General features: G+C 52.1%; 15 protein-coding genes and 1 tRNA gene. 9 read left to right on the top strand and 7 right to left on the bottom strand.

Translation table 11 applies throughout. The annotated features are described in order from the left end of the window. Window positions 1–221: 221 nt before the first annotated feature. Window positions 222–298 (bottom strand) — tRNA-Met (locus OGV69_RS00630). A 205-nt stretch (window positions 299–503) separates the two neighbouring features. Here OGV69_RS00630 and mltA point away from each other — a divergent pair. Both mltA and tcdA read left to right on the top strand, forming a co-directional pair. Beyond that, the gene (gene mltA, locus OGV69_RS00625; protein WP_042310759.1) at window positions 504–1601 is read left to right on the top strand and encodes a murein transglycosylase A; all 1098 of its coding nucleotides are present in this window, start codon (window positions 504–506) and stop codon (window positions 1599–1601) included. A 134-nt stretch (window positions 1602–1735) separates the two neighbouring features. Beyond that, on the top strand, window positions 1736–2542 hold the full coding sequence (tcdA, locus tag OGV69_RS00620) for a tRNA cyclic N6-threonylcarbamoyladenosine(37) synthase TcdA (RefSeq protein WP_038633280.1): 807 nt from the start codon (window positions 1736–1738) through the stop codon (window positions 2540–2542). Between the two features lie 78 nt (window positions 2543–2620). Here the strand turns inward: tcdA and csdE are convergent, their stop codons facing one another. Both csdE and csdA read right to left on the bottom strand, forming a co-directional pair. Continuing rightward, window positions 2621–3067: a cysteine desulfurase sulfur acceptor subunit CsdE gene (gene csdE / locus OGV69_RS00615; protein ID WP_069324527.1), complete on the bottom strand. Its 447-nt coding sequence runs from the start codon at window positions 3065–3067 to the stop codon at window positions 2621–2623. Then, window positions 3067–4272, bottom strand: a complete 1206-nt coding sequence (csdA, locus tag OGV69_RS00610) for a cysteine desulfurase CsdA (protein WP_069324618.1) — start codon at window positions 4270–4272, stop codon at window positions 3067–3069. The genes csdE and csdA overlap by 1 nt, the downstream gene beginning before the upstream one ends. A 192-nt stretch (window positions 4273–4464) precedes the next feature. Between csdA and OGV69_RS00605 the strand changes: the two genes are divergently transcribed. From OGV69_RS00605 to rlmM, 4 genes are all read left to right on the top strand, one after another. After that, complete coding sequence (locus tag OGV69_RS00605) at window positions 4465–4692, top strand: YgdI/YgdR family lipoprotein (protein ID WP_016154261.1); 228 nt, start codon at window positions 4465–4467, stop codon at window positions 4690–4692. Between the two features lie 362 nt (window positions 4693–5054). After that, window positions 5055–5972 carry a glycine cleavage system transcriptional regulator GcvA gene (gene gcvA / locus OGV69_RS00600; protein ID WP_003034035.1) on the top strand — a complete coding sequence of 306 codons (918 nt, stop codon included), beginning with the start codon at window positions 5055–5057 and terminating at the stop codon, window positions 5970–5972. 18 nt (window positions 5973–5990) lie between these two features. Next, a complete protein-coding gene (locus OGV69_RS00595) occupies window positions 5991–6386 on the top strand; it encodes a DUF423 domain-containing protein (protein WP_003034037.1) in 396 nt (131 codons plus the stop codon). Continuing rightward, window positions 6379–7479 (top strand): 23S rRNA (cytidine(2498)-2'-O)-methyltransferase RlmM, encoded by a 1101-nt coding sequence (gene rlmM / locus OGV69_RS00590; RefSeq protein WP_069324528.1) that lies wholly within the window; start codon window positions 6379–6381, stop codon window positions 7477–7479. Before OGV69_RS00595 ends, rlmM begins: the two co-directional genes overlap by 8 nt. Before the next feature lie 43 nt (window positions 7480–7522). Here rlmM and fucR read toward each other — a convergent pair whose 3' ends face one another. The 4 genes from fucR to fucI all read right to left on the bottom strand — a co-directional run bounded on the left by fucR (window position 7523) and on the right by fucI (window position 12017). Continuing rightward, the gene (gene fucR / locus OGV69_RS00585; protein WP_069324529.1) at window positions 7523–8242 is read right to left on the bottom strand and encodes an L-fucose operon activator; all 720 of its coding nucleotides are present in this window, start codon (window positions 8240–8242) and stop codon (window positions 7523–7525) included. A gap of 57 nt (window positions 8243–8299) precedes the next feature. Continuing rightward, window positions 8300–8722 (bottom strand): L-fucose mutarotase, encoded by a 423-nt coding sequence (gene fucU, locus OGV69_RS00580; RefSeq protein ID WP_006686989.1) that lies wholly within the window; start codon window positions 8720–8722, stop codon window positions 8300–8302. Window position 8723: 1 nt separating this feature from the next. Continuing rightward, the gene (fucK, locus tag OGV69_RS00575; RefSeq protein WP_069324530.1) at window positions 8724–10142 is read right to left on the bottom strand and encodes an L-fuculokinase; all 1419 of its coding nucleotides are present in this window, start codon (window positions 10140–10142) and stop codon (window positions 8724–8726) included. 99 nt (window positions 10143–10241) lie between these two features. Then, entirely contained in the window at window positions 10242–12017 is a 1776-nt protein-coding gene (gene fucI / locus OGV69_RS00570; protein ID WP_069324531.1) for an L-fucose isomerase, read from the bottom strand. 464 nt (window positions 12018–12481) lie between these two features. On the opposite strand from fucI, the gene OGV69_RS00565 reads away from it, so the two are divergent. The 3 genes from OGV69_RS00565 to OGV69_RS00555 all read left to right on the top strand — a co-directional run bounded on the left by OGV69_RS00565 (window position 12482) and on the right by OGV69_RS00555 (window position 15992). Further along, window positions 12482–13981, top strand: a complete 1500-nt coding sequence (locus tag OGV69_RS00565; RefSeq protein ID WP_069324532.1) for a sugar ABC transporter ATP-binding protein — start codon at window positions 12482–12484, stop codon at window positions 13979–13981. Between the two features lie 3 nt (window positions 13982–13984). After that, entirely contained in the window at window positions 13985–14968 is a 984-nt protein-coding gene (locus tag OGV69_RS00560) for an ABC transporter permease (RefSeq protein WP_038633251.1), read from the top strand. 73 nt (window positions 14969–15041) lie between these two features. Next, entirely contained in the window at window positions 15042–15992 is a 951-nt protein-coding gene (locus OGV69_RS00555; RefSeq protein ID WP_069324533.1) for an ABC transporter substrate-binding protein, read from the top strand. Window positions 15993–16029 lie beyond the last annotated feature (37 nt).

Below are 16029 nucleotides of genomic sequence, written 5' to 3'. Positions count from 1 at the left end.
GGGGGCCGGATTTGAACCGACGACCTTCGGGTTATGAGCCCGACGAGCTACCAGGCTGCTCCACCCCGCGTCCGTCTTTTGCTTCGTATTTCAAACCACATCTGCGTTGGCTTTCCTCGTTCACCTCAGTCACTTACTGGAGTAAGCTCCTAAGGATTCACTGCGTCGCCGCCTTGCTGTGATTCGAACTACTTTGCAAAAATACTGCTTCTGATTTTAATTGGTTGCGGGGGCCAGATTTGAACTGACGACCTTCGGGTTATGAGCCCGACGAGCTACCAGGCTGCTCCACCCCGCGTCCGTGGATGCGCACTATACTCTGCTCGCATTTTCATGCAACCCTTTTTTCACCTTGATCACGTTTTAAGGGTGAAAATGAACAAAAACAACGTATTCTGGATTATTTTTTGCGCAAAATTTGCGTTCGGGTATGCATACGCATTTCATTAGGTACGGGGGTTTGTTATCTTCGTCTCGCATTCAGGCAACATAAGACGAGAACAATGAAAGGACGTTGGGCAAAATATCTTCTGGCGGGAGCAGTCGTTGCGATGCTCGCCGCGTGTTCCTCAAAACCCACCGATCGTGGGCAGCAGTATAAAGACGGGAAATTTACCCAGCCTTTCTCACTGGTGAACCAGCCTGATGCGGTTGGCGCGCCAATCAATGCCGGTGATTTCGCCGAGCAGGTTAATCAAATTCGCAGCGCTTCGCCGCGTTTGTACGGTAACCAGAGCAACGTCTACAACGCTATCCAGCAATGGTTACGTGCGGGCGGTGATACGCGCAGCATGCGTCAGTTTGGTATTGACGCGTGGCAAATGGAAGGGGCGGACAACTACGGGAACGTCCAGTTTACGGGTTATTACACGCCGGTTATTCAGGCGCGCCACACGCGTCAGGGCGAGTTCCAGTATCCTATTTACCGCATGCCGCCAAAACGCGGACGTTTACCGTCTCGTGCCGAGATCTACGCAGGCGCGCTAAGCGATAATTATATTCTGGCGTACAGCAACTCCCTGATGGACAACTTTATTATGGATGTTCAGGGCAGTGGCTATATCGATTTTGGCGACGGCAGCCCGCTAAACTTCTTTAGCTATGCCGGGAAAAACGGCCATGCCTATCGCAGTATCGGTAAGGTGTTGATTGATCGTGGCGAAGTGAAAAAAGAAGATATGTCGATGCAGGCCATTCGCCACTGGGGAGAGACGCACAGCGAGGCCGAAGTGCGTGAGCTGCTGGAGCAGAACCCATCGTTTGTCTTCTTTAAGCCGCAATCTTTTGCGCCGGTGAAAGGGGCCAGCGCGGTACCGCTGATTGGCCGCGCATCCGTGGCTTCTGACCGCAGTATCATTCCTGCGGGCACCACGTTACTGGCGGAAGTCCCCTTGCTGGACAATAACGGTAAGTTCACCGGTCAATATGAACTGCGCCTGATGGTGGCGCTGGATGTGGGCGGTGCGATTAAAGGCCAGCACTTTGATATCTATCAGGGCATTGGCGCTGACGCCGGACATCGTGCCGGGTGGTATAATCACTACGGTCGCGTATGGGTGCTGAAAACAGCGGCCAACGCGGGTAACGTATTTAGCGGTTAATTGCCGGATGGCGCTTCGCTTATCCGGCCTACATTACTGAGTAGGCCTGATAAGGCGTAGCCGCCATCAGGCAGTGATGCAGTCATCAAGGGCGGTATTTGTCCGCTCTTTTTGTTTTCTATATTTGAGGTTCTATGTCTGTGGTTATCAGTGACGCCTGGCGTCAGCGTTTTGGCGGCACGGCGCGGCTGTATGGCGAAAATGCGCTGCAGTTATTTGCCGGAGCGCATGTTTGCGTGGTCGGGATTGGCGGTGTGGGATCGTGGGCGGCGGAAGCGCTGGCGCGTACCGGCATTGGCGCGATTACGCTCATCGATATGGATGATGTTTGCGTCACCAATACTAACCGTCAGATCCATGCGCTGCGTGATAACGTTGGTTTAGCAAAAGCTGAGGTGATGGCGGAACGTATCCGCCAGATTAACCCGGAGTGCCGGGTGAACGTGGTCGATGATTTTGTTACGCCAGATAACGTTGCGGAGTATATGAATGCGGGTTATTCGTATGTCATCGATGCGATTGACAGCGTGCGCCCGAAAGCGGCGCTCATTGCGTACTGTCGGCGTAATAAGATTCCGCTGGTAACCACCGGCGGTGCGGGCGGGCAGATCGATCCGACGCAGATTCAGGTGGTTGATCTGGCAAAAACCATTCAGGATCCGCTGGCGGCCAAGCTGCGTGAGCGGCTGAAGAGTGATTTTGGCGTGGTGAAAAACAGTAAAGGCAAGCTGGGCGTGGACTGCGTGTTCTCGACCGAGGCGCTGGTTTACCCGCAGGCAGATGGCTCGGTGTGTGCCATGAAGGCGACGGCAGAAGGGCCAAAACGTATGGATTGCGCCTCAGGGTTTGGCGCCGCCACCATGGTGACGGCTACCTTTGGCTTTGTAGCCGTTTCCCATGCGCTGAAGAAGATGATGGCGAAAGCGGCGCGCCAGAGTTGATTGTGTCGGATAGCGTTATGCTTATCCGACCTACAGTTCGTGCGGTGTTATAGGCCGGATAAGACGCATCAGCCGTCGTCATCCGGCTTGCCGGGCAGCCTCAAGAATCGCCTCGTTCAACGCATGCAGGCCCTGGCTTCGCGAGGCGCTGAGTTGCGCGCTTAACCCTAACTCGTCAAATAGCGCCATGGGTGAATGCGCCCGTAACTCGGCTGCGGTTTTACCTTCAACGGCGGTGAGCAATACCGCCAACAGCCCGCGCACAATGCGGCCTTCGCTGTCGCCGAAGAAATGCAGGGTGCCGTTCTCGTGCAGGGTATATCCCAGCCAGACGCGGTTTTCACATCCCGCAATCTCTTTTGCCTGCGCCCTTAGCGCCTCCGGCAGTGCCGGAAGCTGCTTACCCAGCAGAATTAGCTGACGATATTTATCCTCCCACTGGCTGAGCGGGGCAAACGTAGTACGCAACGTCTCTTCCGTTACGGTTGTGCCAAACGGGTGTCCGGCGAATAAAGGGCTTGTCATTAATCCACCAATATTTCCAGCGCGCGGTCAACGGCTGCGACCAACGCATCCACATCACTTTGCGTATTATAGGGCGCAAAAGAGGCGCGTAGGGTCCCGGATACGCCCAGCTCCGCCAGCAGTGGTTGTGCGCAGTGTTGCCCTGCGCGCAGCGCAATGCCATATTCGGCCAGCAGCGTCACCATATCACTGTGATGAACGCCAGCGAAATCAAAGGCTAACAGACTGGAGTCCTGACAACGGAAGGAACGAAAACCGGGACGTTTCGCCAGGGCGTCTTCTGCCAGCGTCGCCAGACCCCGGCTCCAGTTTTCGGCCTGCGCAACATCAATGTCTACCAGCCATTCGAGCGCCGCGCTTAGCCCGATGACGCCAGCTACGTTAGGCGTACCGGCCTCCAGCTTCCAGGGGGCCGCCTGGGTGGTGAAACCGTCAAAGCTGACTTCGCTAATCATCTTGCCGCCGCCGAGCCATGGTGACATGGCCTCCAGTAATTCTGGCTTACCATACAGTACGCCAATACCGGTAGGGCCATACAACTTGTGGCCCGAGAAGGCATAGAAATCAATATCTAACTGCTGCACGTTAGCGGGAAAATGCACAATTCCCTGCGCGCCATCAACCATCACCACCATGCCAGCCGCATGGGCGAGCGTAATGGCGCGGGCTAAATCCGGGCAACCGCCGGTGACGTTCGACATCTGCCCCAGCGCCAGAATGCGACTGCGCGGAGTGATGAGCTCAACCAGACGCTCGACGTCCGGTAGAAAATGGGCGTTGAGCGGGAGTTTGACTACCTTAGCGCCCGTTTGCTCAGCCACCATCAGCCACGGAACGAGATTGGCATGATGTTCCGCCACGCTGACGATAATCTCATCGCCCGGCCGTAAGCGCGGACGCGCATAGCTTTGGGCAACCATGTTGACAGCTTCCGTCGTGCCACGGGTCCAGACTATCGTTTTGCCATCCGGGGCGTTGATCAGGCGCGCGGCCTTTTCCCGTGCGGCCTCATAGCGCGCGGTCAGGCGTTGCGCTTCGGCAAACTGGCTGCGATGCACGTTCCCGGCGCTCAGGCTATAAAATTGCTGGGTCGCCTCAATCACGGATTGCGGCTTCAGTGCAGTAGCAGCGCTGTCGAGGTAGACGCCGGCATCGTTGAGTGCGGGAAATTGCGCGCGAAACTGCGCGGGATTAAATGCGTTCATGGTCATCCTCAGTTCAATAAACCGATCGTCGCGCAAAACAGGCGCTGACACAAGGGTTGTGCTAACCATCGGAATACTCTGGATATCCTGGCAAAGTCCTCATAGTGTCTTATGCTAAATAGCGTTAGGCGAGCAATTTTGCCTGTTACGGAGTGTGTTTTTAATAGCATAAATCGCTTTAAGGAGAAGAAGATGAAAAAGACTGCCGCAATTATCTCTGCCTGTATGCTGACTTTTGCCCTGAGCGCCTGTTCTGGATCGAATTACGTGATGCACACCAACGATGGTCGATCAATCGTATCTGATGGCAAGCCACAGACCGACAATGAAACGGGAATGATTTCGTATAAAGACGCTAACGGCAACAAACAGCAGATCAACCGTACCGATGTGAAAGAGATGGTAGAACTGGATAACTAACCGGCCGCCATCGACAGAAAGTCGGACAAAAAAAAGCACCGCAATTTGGCGGTGCTACATTAATCACTATGGACAGACAGGGTAAATGTACAGGAAGTGAAAAAGGGTAGCTTTGCTACCATGGTCTGAATCGCAGACCAATTGCAAACACAACAACACAACATCACAACCGTAAGCCAAAAGCCCACCAGAACACGCATTCCGATAAAACTTTTCGTTCCGGCTTCAGGAAGTGCCGCCACTATAGGTATTTGCTGGTAGAACCTCAACGGACAATTTATAATGGCTCAGATAAAAAAAACTAATAGGTTACATCCTGTTAGATAATTGTTAAATTCATTTAACATCAAAGCCTAAAAGTCATGTCAAAACGATTACCACCCCTAAATGCATTGCGTGTTTTTGATGCCGCAGCGCGCCATTTGAGCTTTACCCGCGCAGCGGAAGAGCTTTTTGTGACGCAGGCCGCAGTAAGTCATCAAATCAAGTCACTTGAGGATTTTCTGGGGCTGAAGCTGTTTCGTCGACGCAATCGATCTCTGCTGTTAACAGAAGAGGGTCAAAGCTATTTCCTCGACATCAAAGAGATTTTTTCGCAATTAACTGACGCGACGCGTAAACTTCAGGCACGCAGTGCAAAAGGTGCGCTTACCGTTAGTTTATTGCCCAGTTTCGCGATCCAATGGCTGGTGCCCAGACTCTCTAGCTTTAACTCAGCTTATCCGGGAATCGATGTCAGGATCCAGGCGGTGGACCGTCAGGAAGACAAACTGGCTGACGATGTTGATGTGGCGATTTTCTACGGACGCGGCAACTGGCCGGGTCTGCGCGTTGAAAAATTGTACGCAGAATATTTATTGCCGGTCTGCTCGCCGCTGCTACTTACCGGTGATAAGCCGCTGAAGACGCCGGATGATCTGGCAAAACACACATTGTTGCACGATGCGTCGCGGCGTGACTGGCAAGCCTATACGCGCCAGCTTGGCCTGAATCATATCAACGTACAGCAAGGACCTATCTTCAGCCATAGCGCCATGGTGCTACAGGCTGCTATCCATGGACAGGGGATTGCGCTGGCGAATAACGTTATGGCGCAGTCCGAAATTGAAGCCGGACGTCTGGTCTGTCCGTTCAATGATGTTCTGGTCAGCAAAAACGCGTTTTATCTGGTTTGTCATGACAGTCAGGCAGAACTGGGTAAAATAGCCGCCTTCCGTCAGTGGATACTGGCAAAAGCGGCCACGGAACAAGAAAAATTCCGCTTTCGTTATGAACAATAAATTACGTAGGGTATTAACATGACCAGCCGTTTTATGCTGATTTTTGCCGCCGTAAGTGGCTTTATCTTTGTGGCGTTGGGCGCCTTTGGGGCACATGTTCTGAGTAAAACCCTGGGTGTCGTAGAAATGGGTTGGATCCAGACTGGCCTTGAGTATCAGGCGTTTCATACGCTGGCTATCTTCGGCCTGGCCGTCGCCATGCAACGACGCATTAGCATTTGGTTTTACTGGAGTAGCGTGTTTCTGGCATTAGGAACGGTGCTGTTTAGCGGTAGCCTGTATTGCCTCGCGCTCTCCCATTTACGCCTGTGGGCGTTTGTTACCCCCGTCGGTGGTTTTAGCTTCCTTGTGGGCTGGGCGCTGATGTTAGTGGGCGCTATTCGATTGAAACGTAAGGGCGTTAGCCATGAATAAGGTTGTATTGTTGTGTCGCCCGGGTTTTGAAAAAGAGTGCGCCGCAGAAATTACGGATAAAGCAGGACGTCGGGAAATCTTCGGTTTCGCCCGTGTAAAAGACAATGCGGGCTATGTGATCTTCGAATGCTATCAGCAGGACGATGCCGAAAAGTTAGTGAAAGAGCTGCCGTTTAGCTCGTTGATTTTTGCCCGTCAGATGTTTGTGGTGGGCGAACTGCTGCAATATTTACCGCCGGAAGACCGTATTACGCCAATTGTCGGCATGTTGCAGGGCGTGGTGGAAAAAGGCGGCGATCTGCGTGTAGAAGTCGCCGACACCAATGAAAGCAAAGAGCTGGTTAAGTTCTGCCGTAAATTTACCGTACCGCTGCGCGCGGCGCTGCGCGAAGCGGGCGTACTGGCAAAATATGAAACGCCGAAACGTCCGGTGGTTCATGTTTTCTTTATCGCCCCTGGCTGTTGTTATACCGGTTATTCCTGGCCTGACAATAACTCCCCGTTCTACATGGGGATTCCGCGCCTGAAGTTCCCGGCCGATGCGCCGAGCCGCTCAACGCTGAAGCTGGAAGAGGCGCTGCATGTGTTCATTCCAGAAGATGAGTGGGACGAGCGTCTGGCCAACGGCATGTATGCCGTGGATTTAGGCGCATGTCCGGGCGGTTGGACCTATCAACTGGTTAAACGCAACATGTGGGTTTATTCCGTGGATAATGGTCCGATGGCGCAAAGCCTGATGGATACCGGGCAGGTCACCTGGTTGCGCGAAGACGGATTTAAGTATCGCCCGAATCGTAACAACATCTCATGGATGGTGTGCGACATGGTGGAGATGCCGGCGAAGGTTGCCGCGCTGATGGCGCAGTGGCTGGTCAACGGCTGGTGTCGCGAGACGATCTTCAACCTCAAGCTGCCGATGAAAAAACGTTATGAAGAGGTATCGCAGAATCTGGCCTATATCCAGGCACAGCTTGATGAGCATGGCGTCAATGCCCAGATGCAGGCGCGTCAGTTGTATCATGATCGGGAAGAAGTGACCGTACACGTGCGTCGTCTGTGGGCGGCCGTCGGCGGTCGCCGGGACGAGCGATAACGCTAAACATAGACCGGATGGCGGCGTAAACGTCTTATCCGGTCTATGTTGTTTCAATCAGCTGCGTATCTGACACGATATGCGTCACACCATCCAGACGCCCAATCCGGGCCTCCCCGGAACGATTAAACTTACTTTTATCGATCAGCAATAAAGATTGCGATGCGCGCTTAAGCAGAATGGATTTGAAGTCTGCGTTGGTGGCATTGGAGTCCCAGAGCGTGCCGTCGCTGTCGATCCCTTCGCAGGAAAAAATAAACAGGTCGATATCGAGGGATTTTAGCTGCGAGATGAGCGCGGAATTAACATAACAGCCGTATTTACGTTCAAGGCGGCCGCCAGAGCTGATGAGCTGAATGTGTTCGCGTTTTGCCAATTCCTGGCAAATGGGTTGGCTGTTGGTAAAAACCTGAATGTCGATGTCCGGTAGCTGACGCGCCAGATACCAGCAGGTTGAGCTGGCGTCTAAGGCGATCACCATTCCTTCTTCAATCCATGCCAACGCTTCCCGCGCAATATCCGCTTTGTGCGCATAGTGGCTTTTGAGTCGAATATGAAACGGGTCGCCACTGTCCTGATTTTTCCGGTGAATGGCCTTGGCCCGTCCGTGATTGCGTAGCACTTTGCCCTGGGTTTGTAATTCACTGAGATCGCGGCGGATGGTCTCTTTGCTGACGTTAAGCTGCAAAGACAGGGCTTCGGTTGTCAGGCTTTTGTGGTGGGTAAGCAGATCTACGATGGCCTGCTGGCGCGCCGCTTTCATGTTCTGATCCTCATTTTATGCAGAATGCCCGTACCAGACGGGCATGCTGACCAGAGATTATGGCGTTACCCCTTTTTTTAAAAGAATATTCCCGTACTTTGCCCGTTCTCCTGTGATAACGATCGCAAACGCCTTTTGCGCGCGTTCGTAAAAGGCATAACGGTCAATACGCGTGATGTCTGGGCAGGGGGTCTGTAAGGAAAGCGCCTGGCGATAGCGAGCCTCGACGTCAGGATCGAGAGCGTCGCCTTCTACTGCCGCCATCATCACCAGCGGCGGGGCGTAGCTGTCCAGTTCAAAAAGCGGAATAATCGCCTGCAGCAGATCGCTGACCAGCAGACCGTCGGCGCGAATCACCTGCGGTCCCATGCTGTGAGCCGGAAAATGGGCATCGGAAAAGATAATCTCATCGCCGTGACCCATTTCAGCCAGCACCTTCAGCAGGTCGGGAGAAATTAAGGGTGATATCGTTTTGAGCATGTTACTCGACTCCTGTCAGTTCAGATTCGGTTTGCGGATAGAAGTAACGGTACTGGTAGCTTACCTGGGCACGAGCCTGTTCCGGGGTGGTAAATTCACCCATACCTGACCAGGCAAACATTGCGGCGCCTGCCACGGTGGTTTCGGCGTCATCCAGCACTTTGACAGGGATCCCGAGAACGTTAGCTTTAATCTGGTTCCACAATGCGTTACGGCTGCCCCCGCCAACCAATAACAATTCAGAGGCCTGGAAATGACCGATTTTTTCCAGCGTGTGCAAATTCTGCTGCAACTGTTCTGTCAGTCCTTCCAGCGCGGCGCGATAAAAATGCCCGCGGGTGGTATTGAGCGTAACCCCTTGCCAGCCCGCATTCTGAGAGGCCAGCAGGTTGCAGTGCATCTTGACGCCTTCTGCGCCTGCAGGAATGGACCGGGCTTCGTCAATCAGCGTCTGCCAGGGCGTTTCGGCAGTCCAAAACAGCTTACGCACCCATTCGAGTACGCCGGAGGCCAGCCACTGCATGCCGGGATTGTACAGTCCGGCCTGGCTGTCTAATTCACAAGTGGAACCCGCATAACGGCTGAGCAGAGAGGTGTTCACCTGCGCACTGCGCACCATCAGAATTTCCCATGTACCGGAAGAGAGCACCGGTTCGTCTGGCTGAGCCCCCGCGCCAAACAGCGCAAACTGCGTGTCGTGCCCGGCAGATATCACCGGAATACCCACTGGAAGCCCGAGCAGGATGGCGGCCTCGTGTTGCAGTGCCCCAATCTGTTCGCCCGCTTCCACTAGGCGTGGAAACAGCCGGCGCGGTATGCCGGTAGCCTGCAAAATGTCATCACTGAAATCGCGCTGCTGGATGTTCAGCATCTGGCTGGTGCCCGCCATAGTGATATCTGTGGTGAACTCGCCGGTTAAACGGTGGTTGATAAGCGACGAAATAAACAGCCAGGCGTGTGCCTGTTCGAGCAGTTGTGGATGGTTTTCTTTCAGCCACACCAGTTTATACAGCGTATTGAAGCTGAACGCGCCGACGCCGGAGATTTCCTGCAGTTGCTGCGGCGACAGGTAGCGATGGATATTTTCCATCACTGCTGCGGTGCGCGGGCATTTCCAACTGATTACCGGATATAACTGTTTGCCGTGTTGATCGACCAGCGTACCGTCTACGCCGAAGGTGGTGACGGCGATCCCACAGATACGGCAATTGGCCAGTTGCGTAGAGAGCCGCTGACAGCAGTCGGCGAAACGTTGCAAAATGGCCTCCAGCGACCACTGATGCCAGGCACTGTTTTCTGCGGCAATATCACTGGCGTTGGGCGTTGAGGCGCGGGCGATAATTTTTCCCTGCCGGTCAACGGCAATGGCCCGCACGTTGGTTGCGCCACAATCGAGTACCAGGATAACGTCTTGTTTCATAACAACTCCTGAAACGCTACCGGATGGCGCTGCGCTTATCCGGCCTAAGGTTCACTCGTCTGTAGGCCCGGTAAGCTTGCGCCACCGGGCTAAGCCACATTAACGTTTATACAGCGGGCCGTAGTTTTGGCAGGCACGATAATCCTGGCCTTCGCTATCCATACCGTGGGCTGCCCAGGCTGAAGGACGATAGATTTTTTCGTCTTCCACGTTGTGCATGCAAACCGGAATACGCAGCATGGCGGCAAGTGTAATAAAATCCGCGCCGACGTGACCAATCGTCAGCACACCGTGGTTTGCGCCCCAGTTAGCCATGACGGAATAGACATCGCTGAATGGACCTTTACCGGTTAAGCGCGGGGCAAACCAGGTGGTCGGCCAGGTCGAGTTGGTACGCGCATCAAGCTGAGCATGCACCTCTTTTGGTAACTCCACGCTCCAGCCTTCGGCGATTTGCAGCACCGGCCCTAACCCTTTGATAATATTGATGCGGGTCATGGTGAATGGCACGCCGCCCTCGGTCAGGAAGCGAGAGGAGTAACCGCCGCCGCGGAAGTATTCGTGAATAGCCGGACACCATTCGGTCGCCGCCAGACAATCATCAGCCTCTTTCTGCGAGATTTCCCAGTGCGGCTTCATGGTTGGTTTCCCTTCGCCATCGCGCTGCTTGCAGGAACCATCCAGGGCTGCCGATCCAGAGTTGATCAGGTGAATAATGCCGTGCTCAGCCAGCCCGGTCAGCGGTTTACCCGTGACACGCTCCACCGCCTCTGGCGACCAGTAGGTGCGCACATCAGCAAAAACCTGTGCTGTACCAGTGAGTTGATGACCAAACAGCATCGCTACGCCGTTGAGACTGTCGTTTTCAGTCGCGACAACAAACGGTTCACGCACACCATTCCAGTCGAAGGAGCTGTTCAGCAGTGCTTCGGCAGTGTCGCCGTTTGGATATTGATCCGTCCAGTGACGCTGGCCCTGGAAGCCCGCGGCAATCGCGTTGTAACCCAGCGATTCTTCAACACGACCTTTGTCTGCCAGTTTCTGATTGCCTTGCATCATGTCGCGGATGCACATCGCCATCAGCAGGCTTTCTTTCAGTACCGCGCGGCTCTGCTCTTCGTTACGCTTATACTGTTGCGCGTTCTGATCTTCGCCGTAGCGGAAATGCTTGTCTGCCCACGCCAGTGCGATATCCAGTTCAGCTTCGTCATAAATTTTCTGATCAATTCGACGGCGAAGTTCAGTCATATCAACAGGTTGAACCTTCATTCCCAGCCAGGATTCAAAGAAGTTATGATCGACAATAGAACCGGCGATGCCCATAGAAACGCCGCCTACGGATAAATAGCTTTTACCTTTCATACTGGCAACGGCTAAGCCCGCCCGGGTGAAACGCAGCAGTTTTTCTTCGACGTCGGCGGGGATGGTGGTGTCGCCGGCATCCTGTACGTCGTGACCGTAAATGGAGAACGCGGGCAGACCTTTTTGATTATGCGCAGCCAGCGCGGCAGCAAGATAAACGGCGCCAGGGCGTTCTGTGCCGTTAAAGCCCCAGATAGCTTTCGGACGCATCGGATCCATGTCGATGGTTTCGCTGCCGTAACACCAGCAGGGGGTAACGGTAATCGTTACGCCAACATTTTGGCTGCTGAACTTTTCTTCACAGGCTGCGGATTCCGCCAGACCGGCAATACAGGTGTCGGCAATTACACATTCAATTTGTGCGCCACAGGCATGGCGAAGTTTTTCCGTAATAAGCGCGGCGGTGGCTTTCGCCATATTCATGGTTTGCTCTTCAAGCGACTCACGTACCCCCATACGACGACCATCAATAACCGGGCGGATACCAATCTTCGGTAAGCTATTTTTTCTCATTCGAGGTTCCTCATCTCACTTTGTGCCGTGCTGCAAAAGCGGATGTTGGACACCACTGTCGCAGTTGGCTGAATTACCCATTTTTGCTAACTCGAGTTAGCTTAGGTATTGGAGAGTTTTTTACACAACTTTTTTGTTATGGAACTGTGAGAGGCTTCACGAGAAGTGGTTAAAATTCGATCTGCGTCAAATAAACAAATACGCAGATTTTTAATAAAAACCTTTTAAATCATAATCATATAATAAATTGTCTGTTCAGCATCACAGTTTTAAACCAAATGATTTGGCTAATTTGAGTAGCTAAAATAGCTTTAAAAGGCACTTCGCTAACTCGAGTTAGCATAATTGATAAAACGCATATGAACTTGTAAGTAGTATTCGCATTAACGGTGACGATGGCCCTCTGGAATCTTGTTTTCGCCTGATTCACTGACTGCAGTTTCTGTATATTGAGGAAAGCAGCAATGTCTGAAACATTTTTACAGATGAGTCATATTACGAAACGTTTTCCCGGCGTATTAGCGTTGAGTAATGTGGATTTTGCTTTACACAAAGGTGAGGTTCATGCGCTGCTGGGTGAGAATGGCGCAGGAAAATCTACGTTGATGAAGATCTTATCCGGTGTTTATCAGCCTGACGAAGGGGAGATTATTTTTGAGGGGCAGCCGGTTACTTTCGCTAACCCGTTAAGTGCGCAAAGTGCAGGTATCACGATTATTCATCAGGAATTTAACCTATTCCCTGAACTCACCGTTGAAGAAAATATATTTATTGGCAGGGAGTTTTGCAAAAATAATCGCTGGCGTCTGGACGAAAAACAACAGCGGCAGGCTGCGATCGATATTTTGCAAAAGTTAAACCTGAATATCGCGCCAGACACGCTGGTTGCCGATCTGACCGTTGCTCAACAACAAATGGTTGAGATAGCTAAAGCGATATCGGTTAATGCCAAGATTCTTATTATGGATGAACCTACAGCGGCACTGACGGAAACGGAAATCGACAGCTTGTTTCAGGTAACCCGTTTATTGAAAGAACAGGGGACTGGCATTGTTTACATTTCGCACCGACTGGAGGAGCTGGCGCTGATAGCCGATCGCGCTACGGTAATGCGCGATGGGCAGTTTATTGCCACCGTGGATTATGATGCGGTCAAAATTAGCGACCTGATTGCCATGATGGTCGGGCGTGACCTCGGTAATATTTATCCTCGCCGTGAACCTTTGGCTCAACGTAAGCCCGTGTTGGAAGTGAGTGGGCTGACGCGTAATGGTGTATTGAACAATATTGATTTCACGCTTTACCAAGGAGAAATCCTGGGCTTCGCCGGTCTGATGGGCGCAGGGCGTACTGAGCTGGCGCGGGCGATTTTTGGCGCGGATCCCATTGATGGTGGAACCCTTAAGCTGAACGGTAAAGTTACGGTGATTAAAGATATTCCTGATGCTATCCAACAGGGTATCAGCTATTTAACCGAGGACCGGAAAAAAGAGGGACTGGCATTAGGGCTGTCCGTTGAGCGCAATATTATGTTGGGCAATTACCCTGAGTATTCCGATCGTTTTGGCAATGTGGACAGCAAACGTTGCCAGAAAACCAGCGAGGAACAGGTTAAAGCCCTACGTATTAAAACACCACATTTAGAGCAAGCCGCCTTGAATTTAAGTGGTGGTAATCAGCAGAAAATTATTATTGCCCGATGGGTGTGTAAAGACACCGATATTCTCATCTTTGATGAACCCACTCGCGGGATTGATGTGGGGGCCAAGCTTGAAATTTATGAATTAATGAATCGGCTGGTGGCAAAAGGGAAATCAATTATCATGATCTCCTCTGAATTACCGGAAGTGCTGGGTATGTGCGATCGCATTTTAGTGATGCGTAATGGGCGTATTACCGGGGAGCTAGCTTCTGATGACGCCACACAAGAAAAAATCATGCAATATGCGACGTTAGAGGACTAACTTATGACTATCTCTGTAACCTCTTCAGACAGCAATAATAAGAAAATAAAAATTAACAAAGAACTTTTAATGCGCCTTGCGCCACTTTTAAGTCTGATTATTTTGGTAATATTTTTTAGCTTTGGTTCGCCATTTTTCTTTAACACTGAAAACATTATGACAATTGCCCTACAAACCTCGGTGATTGGCATTATGGCGATTGGCGTTACCTTCGTCATTATCACTTCAGGGATCGACCTTTCTCTCGGTTCAGTCGTGGCATTTTCTGGTGTCGCGGTAGGTATCTGCGCCACGCTGGGATTGCCTCTGCCCGTCTGTATTCTTGCAGGTGTACTGGCTGGAGGATTATGCGGCTATATCAATGGTCTGCTGGTCACCAAAATGACTATCCCGCCTTTTATCGCCACGCTGGGTCTGATGATGTCCGTCAGAGGTATCAATATGGTGATGACCGATGGCCGCGCGATTTACTTCGCTGATTACCCCACCTTCAAAATGCTGGCCCAGGGACGGTTGTTTGATGTGCTGCCCTATCCCGTTTTTTACCTGGTGGTGGTGGCGCTCATCGCCGCGTACATCCTGAAGAAAACGGTGATAGGCCGCTATGTTTACGCGGTGGGCAGTAATGAGGTGGCGGCACATCTTTCCGGGATTAAAGTGCAGCGCGTGAAAATTTTCGTCTACGCCTTTTGTGGTCTGCTGACCGGGATTGCCGGGGTCATTCTGGCCTCACGTTTAAACTCCGGGCAGCCGACGGTCGGTGTGGGTTATGAGCTGGAAGCCATCGCGGCGGTCGTTATTGGCGGTACCAGTCTGATGGGCGGGATTGGCACCATCGGCGGCACTATCATTGGCGCATTCATTATGAGCGTGTTGAAAAATGGTCTGAACCTGATGGGTGTTTCCCAGTTCTGGCAAATGGTGGCCATGGGGATAGTGGTCATTGCTGCGGTTTATCTCGACACATTACGCAAAAAAATTCGTTGATTTACGCTCCCGGAAGTCACGGGACATCATAACCCTGACGTTTAGGGTGACTCACTCAGAACGGAGTAAAACAATGAGAACCAGGAATTTTATCTATGCGTTATCCCTGCTGGCCTGTATGACATCCAGCGTTTTGGCTAAAGATATGAATCTTCCCGTGGTCAGTAAAGGTTTCCAGCATGAATTCTGGCAAACCGTAAAAATGGGGACGGAAGCGGCAGCAAAAGAGTTGGGTGACAAAACCAGCTACGTGGGCCCGGCGGATGAAACTCAGATTGCCGAGCAGATTCAGTTAGTTGAAAACGCGATGGCGCAAAAACCTAATGGACTATTACTGGCCGCGTTAGATGCCAATGCGCTGGCGCCATTAGTTGAGACCGCAAATTCACGCGGCATTAAAGTTGTGACTTTTGACTCCGGTGTGAATTCTGATATTCCGGTCAGTTTTGTCGCCACGAATAACCGTAAAGCCGGGGCTGAAGCGGCAGACGCGCTGGCAGCAGAAGTGGGCAACAAAGGAAAAGTGGGCATTATTGCGCACGTAGCAGGGACCTCCTCAGCGATTGAGCGTTCAGAAGGGTTTATTGCCCGCATGAAGGAGAAATATCCGGATATCCAGGTGCTACCGGTCCAGTATAGCGATGGCGATCCGCAAAAAGCGATGGATAAAACCATCGATATGATTCAGGCCAACCCGGATATTGCAGGGATTTATGGCACGAATGAAGGCTCAACGCTCGGCGTAGCAAACGCAATTGATAGTCAAAACCTGAAAGGCAAAGTGAAGGTGATTGGTTTTGACAGCACCGAGGCCATTATTGCCTTCCTGAAGTCCGGGGTGATTCAGGGCTTTGTTGTGCAGGACGCCTACCAGATTGGCTATCAGGGTATCAAGACGCTGAATGCGGCGGTATCCGGTCAGTCTGTACCAAAAGAGATTGATATTCCGGTGAAATTCGTTAGTGCGAAGAACATTGATACCCCAGAAATTGACAAGCTGTTACACCCATTCGGTAAAAAATAAGAGCGTTGGGGCGAGGTACTCGCCCCACTATTAGCTA

The sequence above is a fragment of the Citrobacter sp. Cc139 genome (assembly GCF_030334645.1).
Taxonomy (GTDB): Bacteria; Pseudomonadota; Gammaproteobacteria; order Enterobacterales; family Enterobacteriaceae; genus Citrobacter; species Citrobacter werkmanii.
This window is presented reverse-complemented; position numbering and strand designations above follow the sequence as displayed.

Coding starts and splice junctions, on each gene's coding strand:
- OGV69_RS00560 (WP_038633251.1), top strand. CDS start 13,985: ATGACTATCTCTGTAACCTCTTCAGACAGCAATAATAAGAAAATAAAA.
- OGV69_RS00555 (WP_069324533.1), top strand. CDS start 15,042: ATGAGAACCAGGAATTTTATCTATGCGTTATCCCTGCTGGCCTGTATG.
- fucU (WP_006686989.1), bottom strand. CDS start 8,722: ATGCTCAAAACGATATCACCCTTAATTTCTCCCGACCTGCTGAAGGTG.
- tcdA (WP_038633280.1), top strand. CDS start 1,736: ATGTCTGTGGTTATCAGTGACGCCTGGCGTCAGCGTTTTGGCGGCACG.
- gcvA (WP_003034035.1), top strand. CDS start 5,055: ATGTCAAAACGATTACCACCCCTAAATGCATTGCGTGTTTTTGATGCC.
- csdA (WP_069324618.1), bottom strand. CDS start 4,272: ATGAACGCATTTAATCCCGCGCAGTTTCGCGCGCAATTTCCCGCACTC.
- OGV69_RS00595 (WP_003034037.1), top strand. CDS start 5,991: ATGACCAGCCGTTTTATGCTGATTTTTGCCGCCGTAAGTGGCTTTATC.
- mltA (WP_042310759.1), top strand. CDS start 504: ATGAAAGGACGTTGGGCAAAATATCTTCTGGCGGGAGCAGTCGTTGCG.
- fucK (WP_069324530.1), bottom strand. CDS start 10,142: ATGAAACAAGACGTTATCCTGGTACTCGATTGTGGCGCAACCAACGTG.
- OGV69_RS00565 (WP_069324532.1), top strand. CDS start 12,482: ATGTCTGAAACATTTTTACAGATGAGTCATATTACGAAACGTTTTCCC.
- csdE (WP_069324527.1), bottom strand. CDS start 3,067: ATGACAAGCCCTTTATTCGCCGGACACCCGTTTGGCACAACCGTAACG.
- OGV69_RS00605 (WP_016154261.1), top strand. CDS start 4,465: ATGAAAAAGACTGCCGCAATTATCTCTGCCTGTATGCTGACTTTTGCC.
- fucI (WP_069324531.1), bottom strand. CDS start 12,017: ATGAGAAAAAATAGCTTACCGAAGATTGGTATCCGCCCGGTTATTGAT.
- fucR (WP_069324529.1), bottom strand. CDS start 8,242: ATGAAAGCGGCGCGCCAGCAGGCCATCGTAGATCTGCTTACCCACCAC.
- rlmM (WP_069324528.1), top strand. CDS start 6,379: ATGAATAAGGTTGTATTGTTGTGTCGCCCGGGTTTTGAAAAAGAGTGC.